This is a genomic window from Variovorax jilinensis, from assembly GCF_030316885.1.
GTDB classification, from domain to species: domain Bacteria; phylum Pseudomonadota; class Gammaproteobacteria; order Burkholderiales; family Burkholderiaceae_C; genus Variovorax; species Variovorax jilinensis.
On the sequence record NZ_JASZYQ010000002.1, the window covers coordinates 45179 to 59059 of the forward strand.

General features: G+C 65.7%; 10 protein-coding genes, 2 tRNA genes and 1 rRNA gene. 4 read left to right on the plus strand and 9 right to left on the minus strand.

Annotation, left to right across the window (positions count from 1 at the left end; translation table 11 throughout):
* Positions 1 to 3: 3 nt before the first annotated feature.
* The 7 genes from QTH87_RS07295 to QTH87_RS07325 all read right to left on the minus strand — a co-directional run bounded on the left by QTH87_RS07295 (position 4) and on the right by QTH87_RS07325 (position 5789).
* A complete protein-coding gene (locus QTH87_RS07295) occupies positions 4 to 672 on the minus strand; it encodes a response regulator (RefSeq protein WP_286608131.1) in 669 nt (222 codons plus the stop codon).
* 35 nt (positions 673 to 707) lie between these two features.
* Positions 708 to 1613 carry a PhzF family phenazine biosynthesis protein gene (locus tag QTH87_RS07300; protein WP_286608132.1) on the minus strand — a complete coding sequence of 302 codons (906 nt, stop codon included), beginning with the start codon at positions 1611 to 1613 and terminating at the stop codon, positions 708 to 710.
* Positions 1614 to 1618: 5 nt separating this feature from the next.
* Positions 1619 to 2260, minus strand: a complete 642-nt coding sequence (locus tag QTH87_RS07305; protein WP_286608133.1) for a glutathione S-transferase family protein — start codon at positions 2258 to 2260, stop codon at positions 1619 to 1621.
* A 107-nt stretch (positions 2261 to 2367) separates the two neighbouring features.
* On the minus strand, positions 2368 to 3003 hold the full coding sequence (locus QTH87_RS07310) for a LysE family translocator (RefSeq protein WP_286608135.1): 636 nt from the start codon (positions 3001 to 3003) through the stop codon (positions 2368 to 2370).
* 16 nt (positions 3004 to 3019) lie between these two features.
* Complete coding sequence (locus QTH87_RS07315; protein ID WP_286608137.1) at positions 3020 to 4234, minus strand: aminotransferase-like domain-containing protein; 1215 nt, start codon at positions 4232 to 4234, stop codon at positions 3020 to 3022.
* A gap of 29 nt (positions 4235 to 4263) precedes the next feature.
* On the minus strand, positions 4264 to 5193 hold the full coding sequence (locus tag QTH87_RS07320) for a DMT family transporter (protein WP_286608138.1): 930 nt from the start codon (positions 5191 to 5193) through the stop codon (positions 4264 to 4266).
* Positions 5190 to 5789: a LysE family translocator gene (locus QTH87_RS07325; protein WP_286608140.1), complete on the minus strand. Its 600-nt coding sequence runs from the start codon at positions 5787 to 5789 to the stop codon at positions 5190 to 5192. Before QTH87_RS07325 ends, QTH87_RS07320 begins: the two co-directional genes overlap by 4 nt.
* A gap of 103 nt (positions 5790 to 5892) precedes the next feature.
* Between QTH87_RS07325 and QTH87_RS07330 the strand changes: the two genes are divergently transcribed.
* Complete coding sequence (locus tag QTH87_RS07330; RefSeq protein ID WP_286608142.1) at positions 5893 to 7323, plus strand: aminotransferase-like domain-containing protein; 1431 nt, start codon at positions 5893 to 5895, stop codon at positions 7321 to 7323.
* A 25-nt stretch (positions 7324 to 7348) separates the two neighbouring features.
* Here the strand turns inward: QTH87_RS07330 and QTH87_RS07335 are convergent, their stop codons facing one another.
* A complete protein-coding gene (locus QTH87_RS07335; RefSeq protein ID WP_286608144.1) occupies positions 7349 to 9112 on the minus strand; it encodes a phospholipase D family protein in 1764 nt (587 codons plus the stop codon).
* A gap of 70 nt (positions 9113 to 9182) precedes the next feature.
* The gene (locus tag QTH87_RS07340) at positions 9183 to 11096 is read right to left on the minus strand and encodes an ATP-binding cassette domain-containing protein (RefSeq protein WP_286608146.1); all 1914 of its coding nucleotides are present in this window, start codon (positions 11094 to 11096) and stop codon (positions 9183 to 9185) included.
* A gap of 694 nt (positions 11097 to 11790) precedes the next feature.
* Here QTH87_RS07340 and QTH87_RS07345 point away from each other — a divergent pair.
* The 3 genes from QTH87_RS07345 to QTH87_RS07355 all read left to right on the plus strand — a co-directional run bounded on the left by QTH87_RS07345 (position 11791) and on the right by QTH87_RS07355 (position 13597).
* Positions 11791 to 13325 (plus strand): 16S ribosomal RNA (locus QTH87_RS07345).
* A 70-nt stretch (positions 13326 to 13395) separates the two neighbouring features.
* Positions 13396 to 13472: transfer RNA gene (locus QTH87_RS07350), tRNA-Ile, on the plus strand.
* A gap of 49 nt (positions 13473 to 13521) precedes the next feature.
* Positions 13522 to 13597 (plus strand) — tRNA-Ala (locus tag QTH87_RS07355).
* Positions 13598 to 13881 lie beyond the last annotated feature (284 nt).

Consider the following 13881-nt stretch of genomic DNA (forward strand, 5'->3'; position numbering starts at 1 on the left):
AGCTCAGGAGTTCAGGGCCTGCGCGCGCGCGTAGACGAAGATGTCGAGGTCGCTCCGGAGGCCGAGCTTCTGCATCGCATCGGCCTTCTGGCGGCTCACCGTCTTGATGCTGCGCGACAGGCGTGCGGCGATGGCGGTCATCGTGAGGCCCGTGGCGAACAGGCGCAGCACCTCGTACTCGCGCGGCGACAGTCGTGCCGCCTCGCCTGCGTCCGCATCGAAACGGCTCTGCAGGAGGCCCTGCCTGAAGCTCGGACTGAGGTATTCGCGGCCCTGGCTCACGGCCAGGATGCCGAGCAGGATCTCGGACATGCCCGAAGACTTGTCGACCAGCCCGAGCACGCCGGCCTCGATCGCCGCGCCGTGCACGCCCGCGTTGCCGATCATGGTCAGAACGATGATGGGCAGCGCCGGATGGTCGCGCCGGATGCGCTGCAGCAGCGTGAGGCCGTCGGCAGCGGCGCCGCCGGGCATCGAGAAATCGGTGACCAGCAGGTCGCAGGGCGTGACGCGCAGCGTGGCCAGGAGGTTGTCGGGCGAGTCGGCCTCGCCCACCACTTCGATGCCGACCTGGCCATCGAGCAGCATCCGGACGCCCGCCACGATGATCGGGTGATCGTCCGCGATGATGACGCGCGTGGTCTGGGTCGTCGTCTGTTCGGGTGCGAGCACGGCGCGATTGTAGTGACGCCTTGCAGCGTCACCGCTCAGAGAGTCACGCTCCCGGTGACGCAAGTCACGGAATCGCCACCGACCCAGACCTGGCCTTCGGCATCGCGCGAGATGTGCACGCGTCCCGCGCGGCCCAGGGTCTGCCCTTGTGCTGCCACGTAGCGCTCGGGCAGGTGGCCGTCGGCGATCAGCCATTGGGCAAGGCTGGCGTTGAAGCTGCCTGTGACCGGGTCTTCCTCGACGCCGATCGGCGCCGCGAAGGCGCGCACCTCGATGTCGGCCGCCGGCTCGCCGGCCCGGGCGAAGGCGCGGGCCTCGCGGTTCGAGCGTGCGATCAGCTGCGGCGAGCCATCGGAAGACGGAAGCCCTGCGACACCGACCTTCTGGCCGAGCTCGCGCAGCGCGCGGTGGTCGGGCTTGAGCGTCAGCACGACATCGGCATCGTTGAGCAGAAGGCCCAGCCACGAAGGCCCGTTGTCGAGCAACTGGGCGGCGACGATCTGCTGTGCCCGCAGGCCCAGCGCCGCCGCGACCTTGGCCAGCAGCGTCGGGCTCGGCGCGATGCGGCGCACCGGCGGCGCGGCGAAGGCCAGGCGCTCGCCCTCGCGTCGGATCGCCACCAGTCCCACGGCGCTCTGCTGAACGATGCGTCCGGCCGCCTTCGGCTTGCCGCCGGCCTGCAGCCAGGCGTGGCAGCTGCCGAGCGTCGGATGGCCCGCGAACGGCAGCTCGCCGCCCGGCGTGAAGATGCGCACGCAATAGTCGGCCGAGGGCTCGGTCGGCGGCAGCAGGAAGGTGGTTTCCGAAAGATTGGTCCAGCAGGCGAAGCGCTGCATGGCGGCGCTGTCGATGCCGTCGCCGTCGAGCACCACCGCGAGCGGGTTGCCGAGATAGGGGGTCGACGTGAACACGTCGACCTGCTTGAAGGGGCGTTGGATCATCGTTGTCATTCGAGGGCGAGGTCGAGCACGCCGCGAGCCCCTGCGCGCGCGCGCAGATCGGCGAACCAGCGCTCGACGTGGGGCCACGCGGGCCGTGTGTATTCGGTCTGCGGCAGGCCGAACCAGCGATGGGCCTCGCAGCCGAGTGGAATGTCGGCCATGGTGAACTGGTCGCCGAGCATGAACTGGCGGCTGGCCAGGTGGGCGTCGAGCAGAGCGAACAGCGGTTCGGTCGACTGCACCGAGTAGGCGATCAGCTCGGGCTGGCGCTGCGCGGCCGGTGTGCGAACCCATTGGCGGAAGGCGCCGCCGCTGACGGGGTTCAGCGTGGTCTGCTGCCAGTCCATCCAGCGCTCGGCGTCGAAGCGAGCCGCGAGCGGCTCGGGATAGAGCGTGCCCGGTGCATGCCGGGCGCACAGGTAGCGCACGATGACGTTCGATTCCCAGAGCACCACGCGGTCGTCGCCTTCGCCGTCGTCGATGACCGGCACCATGGCATTCGGATTGAGCGCCAGGTATTCGGGCGTCTGCACGACGCCGAACTTGCCGCCGGCCTCGGTGCGCTGGAAGTCGAGGCCGAGTTCCTGCGCGCACCACACCACCTTGCGGACGTTGATCGAACTGATGCGACCCCAGATGTTGAGCATGGATGAATTTCCTTCTTGTCTTTCGATGACTCAGGCCGGCATGCGTGGCATCGCCATGTTGCCGGGCGCTGCGATATTCAGGAGCTGCACGATGCCTTCCTGCGCCTTCAGCGTGGCGCGGGCCGGTCGAGCAGGAGCAGGCGCACGGCCAGCCCCAGCATCACGGCGGCGAGCAGCCGGCTCTGGAGCCTGGCGGCGCCCGGGCGGCCCTGCAGCCAGCGTCCGACCTGTCCGCTGCAGGCGCCGAGCAGCGTGTTGAAGGCCAGCGCAGCCGCCGACAGCACGACGCCGAGCTGCACCAGTTGCAGCGGCACGCTGCCGCGCGCGGGATCGACGAACTGCGGCAGGAAGACCATGAAGAACAGCAGCGCCTTCGGGTTCACGAGGTTGTTGAGCCAGGCCATGCGAACGACACGCGCGAAGCTCGATGCGCCGGCCGCATCGAATGAGCTCGTGCCGCTGAGGCGCCATGCCTGCCACGCGAGCCCGACGAGGTAGAGCGCGCCGGCCCAGCGCAGCAGGTCGAAGGCCGGCGGCCAGGCGGCCACCAGCGCCGTGATGCCCGTGGCCGCGCACAGCGTGTGGACCAGGTCGGCCGCCGCAATGCCGAGCGCGGCCGCAAGCCCGGCCCGCGGACCGCTCGCGATCGCGTGCGAGACCACGAACGCCATGTTCGGCCCGGGCGCGAGGAACAGCGCCAGCACGGCGAGCAGGAACAGCGCGAGGGTGCTGCCGGCGATCATGGCGCTCGAACCTGCCTCAGGTGGTGCTGGCGGCCAGCTGGCGCTGCACCTCGGCGGCCGCGTTGTGGGCGAGTTGCTCGCGGACCGCCTCGGCCAGCGCCGCGATCGCGGTGTCGATCTCGTCCACGCTCGCGGTCACGAAGGACAGCCGCAGCGTGCGCGGATCGCCCACGCCCGCATAGAACGGAATGCCCGGCACGAAGGCCACGCCGCGTTCCACTGCCTTCGGCAGCAGCGCGGTGGCATCCATCCCGGCCGGCAGGCGCAGCCACAGGAACATGCCGCCGACCGGCTTGTTGAACTCGACGCCGAGGCCCTTCATCTCGCGGCCGAGCGCGGCATGCATCGCGTCGCGCTGGCGCTTGTAGAGCGCGCGGATGGTCGGCACGTGGCGCTCGAGGAAGCCGTCCTTCATGACCTCCGACACCATGCGCTGGTTGAAGCTGGGCGTGTGAAGGTCGGCGGCCTGCTTGGCCTGCAGCAGCTTCGGGAAGATCGCCTTGGGCGCCACCAGGAAGCCCAGCCGCAGGCCCGGCGCCAGCACCTTCGAGAACGAGCCCAGGTAGATGCAGCCCTCGGGATTGCGTGCGGTCAGCGGCAGCGGCGGTGCTTCGTCGAACCACAGCTCGCCGTAGGGGTTGTCCTCGACGATCGGCAGGCCGGCCTTGGCGGCTGCGGCCGAGACCGCGGCGCGGCGCGCCTCGTCCATCGTGCGGCCGGTCGGGTTCTGGAAGTTGGGCAGCAGGTAGATGAAGCGTGCATCGCTGGCCTTGGCGATCAGGTCGTCCACCAGCACGCCGCCCTCGTCGCTCGCGACGCTCACGGGCTCGGGCTCCATCGGCGAGAAGGCCTGCAGCGCGCCCAGGTAGGTCGGCGTCTCGACCAGCACCTTGCTGCCCGGGTCGAGCAGCACCTTGGCGACCAGGTCCAGCCCCTGCTGCGATCCGGTGGTGATCAGCACCTGGTCCGGATCGACCTGCCACGGCAGCATCGCGGCGACCGCTTCACGCAGCGGCGCATAGCCTTCGCTGGCTGCGTACTGCAGCGCACCCTGGCCGTCCTTGCGCAACACCTCGGCGCAGGCCTCGGCAAAGGCGGCGATCGGGAAGGTCTTGGGCGAGGGCAGGCCGCCGGCCAGGCTGATGATGTCGGGACGTTCGGTGACCTTGAGGATTTCACGGATCGCCGAGGGATTCATCTTTTCGGCGCGGGCAGCGAGTTTCCAGTTCATTGTTGTGCTCCTTGGGGAATAGGCGATTTTCAGCGAGAGACGGCCGCGATGGTGGCGGGGATGCGTGGCTGGGACAGCTTCTTGCCTGCCAGCACCGTGGCCACCACGGCGGCCGCAAAGCCGAGCGTGACCACGTCGAGCGGTTCGCCGAGCAGCGGCACGGCCGCCAGGATCGAGAGAAAGGGTTGCAGCAGCTGCGTCTGGCTCACCCGCAGCGCACCGCCCAATGCGAGGCCGCGGTACCAGGCGAAGAACCCGATCCACATCGAGAACACGCCGACGTAGACGAAGCCGAACCAGGCCGACGTGTCGACCGGCTGCTGCGGCCAGAGCCAGAGCGTGCCCGGTAGCGTGAGCGGCAGCGCCATGACGCAGACCCAGCAGATCACCCGCTCCGCGCCCAGTGCGGGCGTCACCTGGGCGCCGTAGATGTAGCCCAGCGAGGCGGCGAAGACCGCGCCGACCAGCAGCAGGTCGGCCCATTCGAAGCCGAAGCCGCCGCCATGGCTGCCGGCGCGCAGCAGAGAGAACACGATCACCAGCGCACTGCCCGCGAGCGCGCAGAGCCAGAAACCGAGCCGCGCGCGCTGATGCAGGACCCAGGCCGCGCAGGCGGCGGTCACCAGAGGCAGCAGCGCAGTGATCACCGCCGCATGGCTCGCGCTGACCACGCGCAGCGCATAGCCCAGCAGCAGCGGGTAGCCGATCGCATTCCCGAGCACCGCCATGCCGAGCGGCCGCCATTGGGGCCGGCGCGGCAGCGGCGAACGCGTCGCCAGCAGGAAGCCCACCGACAGCACGCCTGCGAGGGCGGCCCGTCCGAGCGTCACGAACCACGGCGAAAGCTGTGGCGCCGCCTGCGTGCCGGTGGCCAGCCGCGTGGCCGGCAGCGTGATCGCGAAGATCACGACGCCGAGTACGCCGAGCCACATGCCCAGGGTTTCGTCGCGCAGCTTCATACCTTGACCATCCACCAGGCGGTGAGCACCAGCACCAGGGCCATCAGGCGGTTGAACCACAGCAGCCGGCGGCCCTGGGCGAGCCAGTGGCGCAGCAGCGCGCCCGCGAGCGCATAGACGAAATTGCTGGCGAAGGCGTAAACCACCATCACGGGGGCCACGATCGCGAAACGCCGCAACGCATCGGGCTGGCCGGCGATCCATCCCGCGACGAGGGTGAGCGCGAGCAGCCAGGCCTTGATGTTGAGGAACTGCAGCATCACGCCCTGCTTGAATCCCACCTGAAGCTGTGCGCCGTCGGCCTGCGCCATCGAGGCGCTGCCGCTGAGCTTCCAGGCCAGCCACAGCAGATAGGCGATGCCGAGTGCCTTGATGGCCCAGCGCAGCGAGGGCATGGCGACCACCAGGGCGCCGATGCCGGCCGCGCACAGGACGAGCAGCAGGGTCCAGCCGACCGGCACCGCGAAGACGAAGCGCATGGCGCGCGGCAGGCCGCCGTTGGCCGCGAGCGCGGTCGACAGCGTGGTGTTGGGGCCGGGCGAGAAACTCATCGCGGTGGCCAGCACCAGCAACGCGGTGAATTCTTGCCAGTTCATGGAACACACTTTAAACTGATGACCATTACAGTACCAATACAGATGGCCGGACATGAGTCCTATCTGTATTGGTCAAATGGGCTACACAGAGTCTTCCTGGCGCATGCTGACACGAACTTCCACCCAGTCGCTGACCGAGCAACTCGCCGAGCGTTTCTCCGAGCGCATACGCAACCGCCTGCTGGCGCCGGGCGCACGGCTGCCTTCGGTGCGCGAATGCGCCAAGCAGCAGGGCGTGAGCCCGCACACCGTGGTCGCGGCCTACGACCAGTTGCTGGCGCAAGGGCTGGTGGAGGCACGACGTCAGCGCGGCTTCTTCGTGCGAGATGCGGTCTCGCCGCAGTCCGGTCTCGGCGCGACGACCACCGCCGGGCATGTGGCGGTGCAGGCACCGGTGCATCCGGTCGCGGCCGATGCCAGTGCGCTGATCCGCGGCATGTTCCATCGCCCGAGCGACAAGCCGCAGCCCGGCATGGGCGTGTTTCCGCCCGACTGGCTCGAGTCGACCTTCATGCCGGCCGCAGTGCGCCGCGTCACGAACACCAAGGCCTTGCAGGAGTTCTCGCTGCAGTACGGCGAGCCGGCCGGGTACGGCGGCCTCCGGCGAAGTCTTTCGGCCAAGCTCGCGAGCATCAACGTGCCGGCCGGCCCCGAGCAGATCGTGACCACGGTCGGCGCCACCCATGCGCTCGACATCGTGAGCCGCACGCTGCTGCGGCCCGGCGATCCCGTGATGGTCGAGGAGCCCGGCTGGGCGCTCGAGTTCGCGCGGCTCGAAGCGCTCGGCATGCGCATCCTGCCGGTACCGCGCCGCGCCGACGGACCCGACCTCGACGTCATGGCGCGCTACTGCAGCGCGGGCGATGGCCACAAGCCGAAATTGTTCGTGAGCGTGAGCGTGCTGCACAACCCGACCGGATACAGCCTCACGCCCGGTAGCGCGCACCGCGTGCTGCAACTCGCGAATCAGCACGACTTCCACATCGTCGAGGACGACACCTACAGCCACCTGGCGCCCGAGCATGCGACGCGCCTGAGCGCGCTCGACGGGCTGCAGCGCACCATCTACGTGAGCGGCTTCGCCAAGATCCTGGCGCCCAACTGGCGCATCGGCTTCCTCGCTGCCTCGCCCGCACTGGTCGGTCGCCTGCTCGAGACCAAGCTGATCGCCACGCTCACCACGCCTTCGCTCTTCGAGCGCGCGCTGGCCTGGTGCATCGACCAGGGCCAGTTGCGCCGCCATGCGGAGCGCATCCGCCTGCGGCTCGACGGCGCGCGCGGACGCACCGTCAAGCTGGCACTGGCCTCGGGCTGCAAGCTGGCCTCGGAGCCGGCGGGCCTGTTCGGCTGGGTCGACACCGGCGTCGACACCGATGCGCTCACGCAGCGCATGCTCGACGAGGGCTACCTGATCGCGCCCGGTTCGCTGTTCCACGCTCGGCGGCCACCCGGCACGCTGATGCGGATCAACTTCGCGACCGCGCAGGACGCGACCTTCTGGAAAGTCTTCGCGAAGGTGCGCGCGAAGATCTGAGGCGAGACCCGCGCGCGGGAGCCGGTCAAAGCAACCGGTCGGGCGCCAGCGGTCCGAAGACCTTCAGCAGCAGCCGCAGGCCGGCGCTGGTGTCGGGCTCGGTGCTGCTGTCGGACAGCTTGCTCCCCTGCGGCGCGCGCCACACCAGGCTGCCGTTGCCCTGCTGCTCGACGCGCCATGCGCCTTCACGCATGGCCTCCTCGATCTTCTCGCCCGCGATGCGCGAGAGGGTGTCGCTGCGGATCAGCAGCGCGATCTCGGTGTTCTGCAGTTGCGAGCGCAGGTCCAGGTTCATCGAGCCGACCACCAGCAGGCGTCCGTCCATCACCAGCGCCTTCGAGTGCAGCATCGAGCGCGATTCGCCCGAGATGCTGCGGCCCGAACCGCCGAACGCGCTGCCCATCCCCGCCTGCTCGCTGCGCAGCTCGTAGAGCTCCACGCCCATCGCCAGAAGCGCCTCGCGATGGCGCGCGTACCCCACATGGGCCACCGGTGCGTCGTTCGAGGCCAGCGAATTGGTGAGCACGCGAACCTTCACGCCCCGCGCCCGCGCCGCCGCGAAAGCCTGCTTCATGTCATCACCGGGCACGAAGTAGGGAGAGATGATGAGCAGGTCGCGCTGCGCCATGCCGATCAGCTGCAGCAGGCCTTCGACCACGTCCTCGCCTTCGGCTGCCGCACCTGCCGCGGCATGCAACGAACGGTTGCCGTCGCCCGTGCCCGCAGCACCGGCGCCCTGCCGCGATACCGTGAGGCCGGGCGCCTTGCCCGCCTGCGGGCTGGCGCCGTTGCCATCGGCCGCGATCTTGGCGGGCTTGTCCGCCAGCACCACGGCGGGCGCCCAGGTGAAATCGATGGTGCGCAGGTCCATCGCCTTCTCGTCCCAGGTGCGGGCACGCTGCTCGGCGGTCATCGGTGCGGCGTCGGGCGGCGCGGAAGATGGCGACTGCGCCTCCTCCTGTTTCTTCTGCGCCGCCTCGACCGCGTCGCGTGCCTTGGCACGGATCTCCTCAAGCTCCTTGCGCGAGACCAGCGACTGCACGGGATACGCGCGCTCGTTGTTCCAGTAGCTGTCGAAGCTGCGCGACAGATCCTGCACCAGCGGGCCCGCCACCAGCACGTCGAGATCGACGAAGTTGCCCTTGTCGTCGCGCCCGAAATAGGCATCGCCGAGGTTGCGCCCGCCGGTCACGGCGAGCACGTTGTCGGCGATGAACAGCTTGTTGTGCATGCGCTGCTGGATGCGCCCGGCATCGTCAATCGAACTGAGCAGCCGGCTCATCGTCGAGTCGCGGCTGCCAGCGAGCGGATTGAACATCCGCATCTCGACGTTGGGCACGAAGGCCATCGCCATCACGAGGGCGTCGTGGCCGGTGCTGTGGAAGTCGTCGAGCAGGATGCGCACGCGTACGCCGCGCGCTGCAGCGTCGCGCACGGCGCGCAGCAGGAGGGCGGTGCTGGCGTCGGCATGGATCGCGTAGTACTGGAGGTCGAGCGTCCGGGTCGCGCCTTCGACCAGGGCGAGCCGACTTCCGTAGGCAGCCGGCGGGCCGTCGAGCAGCAGGAAGCCGCTGTCGTGGCGCCCCGCGGCGGCGTCGCGTCGCTGCTTCACGATCGAGGCCAACGGCGTCCCGGAGACGGCGCTGGTCGTCAGCGCGTTCGACACGGGCCGGTCGACGTTCTTCGGCAGCTCCGCGCAGGCGCCCAGGCCGAGCGCGATGCCGATGACCGCGACGCAGCGGCGCAGCAGCGAGGCCGGGCGGCCCAGGACCTGGAGAAACAGTGACATGCGCGAGGGGAAGAGCCAGAGGTCGCCCTGTATACCGCGGCGCCCCTCCCCTGCACGTCGGACAAGGACCCTACGCGGTGCGCGCCGCGCCCAGTTCTTCCTGTCGCTCCAGCGCGGCCAGCAGTTCGTCGTCGATGCGGGCGTGTCGCTCGCCGAGTTCGGCAGCGCGCGACGCATCGGTCGCATAGATGGCGCCGCCATCGAGGGCGAGCACATCGCTGATGCGCTGCTGCTCTTCCTCGAGTTCGGCGATCTGCGCCGGCAGGGTTTCGAGCTCGCGCTGTTCCTTGTAGCTGAGCTTCTTGCGCGGCGCGGCGCGCGAGGCGTTGGCCTCGGTGGGCGCGGGAGCCACAGGCGCGGGCGCCGGAGCCGGTGCGGGCGGCGCGGCGGCCGCGCGCTGCAGCGCGATCTCGCGCGAGCGCTTCGACTGGATCAGCCAGTCCTGCACGCTGCCTTCGTACTCGCGCCAGCGGCCCTCGCCCTCGTAGGCAATGGTGCTGGTCACGACGTTGTCGAGGAAGGTCCGGTCATGGCTCACGAGGAACACCGTGCCGTCGTAGTTCTGCAGCAGGTCCTCGAGCAGCTCCAGCGTGTCGATGTCGAGATCGTTGGTCGGCTCGTCGAGCACCAGCACGTTGGCCGGCCGCGCGAACAGGCGTGCCAGCAGCAGCCGGTTGCGTTCGCCGCCGCTCAGCGACCGCACCGGCGAATGAGCGCGCGCGGGCGAGAAGAGGAAGTCGGCCAGGTAGCTCTTCACGTGCTTGCGCTGGCTGCCGATCTCGATCCATTCGCTGCCCGGACTGATGAAGTCCTCCAGCGTGGCATCGAGGTTGAGCGCGTTGCGCATCTGGTCGAAATACGCCACCTGCAGGTTAGCGCCGCGACGGATCTTGCCGCCATCGGGCTCGAGTTCGCCGAGGATCAGCTTGAGGAGCGTGGTCTTGCCGGCACCGTTGGGCCCGATCAGGCCGACCTTGTCGCCGCGCAGGATCGTGCCGGTGAAGCCTCGAATCACGGTCTTGTCGCCGAAGGACTTCGATGCCTCGGTCAGCTCGGCCACGATCTTGCCGCTGGCCTGGCCCTGCGCCACGTCCATGTTCACGCTGCCCTGCACGTCGCGTCGCGCCGCACGATTCGCGCGCATCTCCTGCAGCCGGCCGATGCGACTCTGGCTGCGCGTGCGGCGCGCCTCGACGCCCTTGCGGATCCAGATCTCTTCCTGTGCCAGCAGCTTGTCGGCCTTGGCATTGATCACCGCCTCCTGGGCCAGCTGCTCTTCCTTCTGCAGCACGTACTGCTCGAAGTTGCCGGGATACGAGCTGAGCTTGCCGCGGTCGAGCTCGACGATGCGCGTCGCGACGCGGTTCAGGAAGCTTCGGTCGTGGGTGATGGTCACGACGCTGCCTTTGAAATCGATCAGCAGCTGTTCGAGCCACTCGATCGAGTCGAGGTCCAGGTGATTGGTCGGCTCGTCGAGCAGCAGCACGTCGGGAGCGGCCACCAGCGCCTGCGCCAGCGCCACCCGCTTGCGCGTGCCGCCCGAGAGCGAGCCGATGAGGGCCGAGCCGTCCAGGTGCAGGCGGTGCAAGGTCTCCTCCACCCGCTGCTCCCAGTTCCAGGCGTCGTAGGCCTCGATCTGGGACTGCAGCGCGTCGAGGTCGAGCCCCGCCGCGCCCGAGAGGTACTGGTCGCGGATCGCTATCACCTCGCCGAGGCCCGCGCTGGCCGCGGTAAAGACATCCGCATCCATGTCGAGCACGGGCTCTTGCGCTACATAAGTGACGCGCACACCCTGCTGGATCTGGAGCGTGCCGTCGTCCGGCTTCTCGAAGCCCGCCAATATCTTGAGCATCGAGGACTTGCCGGCACCGTTGCGACCGATGAGCCCGATGCGTTCCGATTCGATGAGAGAGAAGTCCGCATGATCGAGCAGCGGGACGTGACCGAACGCGAGTTGCGCGTCGAGAAGTGTGATGAGTGCCATGTGCCTCGATTATCGGAGCGAAGCGCCGGAGGCGGCTTCAAAATGGCATATACTCGTGGGCTCGGCTGATGACGCGAAGGCAACTTCGGAGAAATGAGTCGAGAGGCTGGGGTCGACAAGGTCGAACCCAGTCGAAGCCGAAAGATGGTTGACCAGGTCGTAAAAAACAGGTCATAATCGACGGCTCAGCTGCAGCGAAGCAGTGATCGAGGCCTCTCTGGGGTTGTTGATTGCGGGTTCGGTGGAGCGGAAGAAAAAAGCCTCTTGAGGTTGACGAGATCAAAAAATCTGTGTCATAATCGAAGGCTCCGCTCAGCGCGGTGACTGCAACGGTTCTGAAGGGTTTTGCCTGGAGGGGTCGAGTGGGAATCGAAGAGGGTGGCTTTGTGGGATTCGCTGGTTTGTCTGGTGAGTTCGGCGAAGGAAGAAAAAATAGTTTGCCGGTTCTATTAAAACCGTGCTAGAATCGAAGGCTTCGCTGATCACAGCGAGTCGGCAAAAACAGTCAGATGTTTTTGCGAGGATCCTTAAAAATATACAGCCGATAAGCGTGGGCGTTTGAGGCGAATGGCTAAGTTCTTCGGAACAAAGTCTTCAAGACTTTAAACGCTCATGAGAATAGAAGTGAAGTTCACTTCAATTTCTTTTTTTATGAGTTTTGTTTGACCGCGAGGTCAGACGCAAAATCAAGATCGAACTATAGAGTTTGATCCTGGCTCAGATTGAACGCTGGCGGCATGCCTTACACATGCAAGTCGAACGGCAGCGCGGGAGCAATCCTGGCGGCGAGTGGCGAACGGGTGAGTAATACATCGGAACGTGCCCAATCGTGGGGGATAACGCAGCGAAAGCTGTGCTAATACCGCATAAGATCTACGGATGAAAGCAGGGGATCGCAAGACCTTGCGCGAATGGAGCGGCCGATGGCAGATTAGGTAGTTGGTGAGGTAAAGGCTCACCAAGCCTTCGATCTGTAGCTGGTCTGAGAGGACGACCAGCCACACTGGGACTGAGACACGGCCCAGACTCCTACGGGAGGCAGCAGTGGGGAATTTTGGACAATGGGCGCAAGCCTGATCCAGCCATGCCGCGTGCAGGATGAAGGCCTTCGGGTTGTAAACTGCTTTTGTACGGAACGAAAAGGTTCTTTCTAATAAAGAGAGCTCATGACGGTACCGTAAGAATAAGCACCGGCTAACTACGTGCCAGCAGCCGCGGTAATACGTAGGGTGCAAGCGTTAATCGGAATTACTGGGCGTAAAGCGTGCGCAGGCGGTTATGTAAGACAGTTGTGAAATCCCCGGGCTCAACCTGGGAACTGCATCTGTGACTGCATAGCTAGAGTACGGTAGAGGGGGATGGAATTCCGCGTGTAGCAGTGAAATGCGTAGATATGCGGAGGAACACCGATGGCGAAGGCAATCCCCTGGACCTGTACTGACGCTCATGCACGAAAGCGTGGGGAGCAAACAGGATTAGATACCCTGGTAGTCCACGCCCTAAACGATGTCAACTGGTTGTTGGGTCTTCACTGACTCAGTAACGAAGCTAACGCGTGAAGTTGACCGCCTGGGGAGTACGGCCGCAAGGTTGAAACTCAAAGGAATTGACGGGGACCCGCACAAGCGGTGGATGATGTGGTTTAATTCGATGCAACGCGAAAAACCTTACCCACCTTTGACATGTACGGAATTTGCCAGAGATGGCTTAGTGCTCGAAAGAGAACCGTAACACAGGTGCTGCATGGCTGTCGTCAGCTCGTGTCGTGAGATGTTGGGTTAAGTCCCGCAACGAGCGCAACCCTTGTCATTAGTTGCTACATTTAGTTGGGCACTCTAGTGAGACTGCCGGTGACAAACCGGAGGAAGGTGGGGATGACGTCAAGTCCTCATGGCCCTTATAGGTGGGGCTACACACGTCATACAATGGCTGGTACAAAGGGTTGCCAACCCGCGAGGGGGAGCTAATCCCATAAAACCAGTCGTAGTCCGGATCGCAGTCTGCAACTCGACTGCGTGAAGTCGGAATCGCTAGTAATCGTGGATCAGAATGTCACGGTGAATACGTTCCCGGGTCTTGTACACACCGCCCGTCACACCATGGGAGCGGGTTCTGCCAGAAGTAGTTAGCTTAACCGCAAGGAGGGCGATTACCACGGCAGGGTTCGTGACTGGGGTGAAGTCGTAACAAGGTAGCCGTATCGGAAGGTGCGGCTGGATCACCTCCTTTCTGGAAATAAAGCTGTTCAAGCTGAACGCCCACACTTATCGGTTGTTGGATGAAGTCGAGTGATCGACATGGGTCTGTAGCTCAGCTGGTTAGAGCACCGTCTTGATAAGGCGGGGGTCGTTGGTTCGAGCCCAACTAGACCCACCAAATTCTTCCAATGGTCATGGTGCCGTCTCGGTGCCGGATGTGAGGACCCGGGGGATTAGCTCAGCTGGGAGAGCACCTGCTTTGCAAGCAGGGGGTCGTCGGTTCGATCCCGTCATCCTCCACCAATCCGTACAACGAAAAACAAGTAGAAAATCAACACCAAAGCTGCTTTGCAAGAGGCATCTTTGTTGTTGATCGAGATCTCTCGATCAATCGGCTGTTCTTTAAAAATTCATAGAGTCGAATTAGCGTCGCTGGTGGAAACCGCACATTCGTAAAGGTTTAGTGCGGACCGTGCCATCAGCGACATGAATTTTTGATTGCGTCAAATATGAACTTCAATTTCGAGGAAACTTGAAAGTATGAAGAACGGCATAACGCGACAGGTGAGAGACCTGTCAATTCCTTG

What these genes read in the sequence shown, in the direction of transcription:
- QTH87_RS07300 (WP_286608132.1), bottom strand. Translation starts at nt 1,613, where the DNA reads ATGATCCAACGCCCCTTCAAGCAGGTCGACGTGTTCACGTCGACCCCC.
- QTH87_RS07305 (WP_286608133.1), bottom strand. Translation starts at nt 2,260, where the DNA reads ATGCTCAACATCTGGGGTCGCATCAGTTCGATCAACGTCCGCAAGGTG.
- QTH87_RS07310 (WP_286608135.1), bottom strand. Translation starts at nt 3,003, where the DNA reads ATGATCGCCGGCAGCACCCTCGCGCTGTTCCTGCTCGCCGTGCTGGCG.
- QTH87_RS07315 (WP_286608137.1), bottom strand. Translation starts at nt 4,234, where the DNA reads ATGAACTGGAAACTCGCTGCCCGCGCCGAAAAGATGAATCCCTCGGCG.
- QTH87_RS07320 (WP_286608138.1), bottom strand. Translation starts at nt 5,193, where the DNA reads ATGAAGCTGCGCGACGAAACCCTGGGCATGTGGCTCGGCGTACTCGGC.
- QTH87_RS07325 (WP_286608140.1), bottom strand. Translation starts at nt 5,789, where the DNA reads ATGAACTGGCAAGAATTCACCGCGTTGCTGGTGCTGGCCACCGCGATG.
- QTH87_RS07330 (WP_286608142.1), top strand. Translation starts at nt 5,893, where the DNA reads ATGCTGACACGAACTTCCACCCAGTCGCTGACCGAGCAACTCGCCGAG.
- QTH87_RS07335 (WP_286608144.1), bottom strand. Translation starts at nt 9,112, where the DNA reads ATGTCACTGTTTCTCCAGGTCCTGGGCCGCCCGGCCTCGCTGCTGCGC.
- QTH87_RS07340 (WP_286608146.1), bottom strand. Translation starts at nt 11,096, where the DNA reads ATGGCACTCATCACACTTCTCGACGCGCAACTCGCGTTCGGTCACGTC.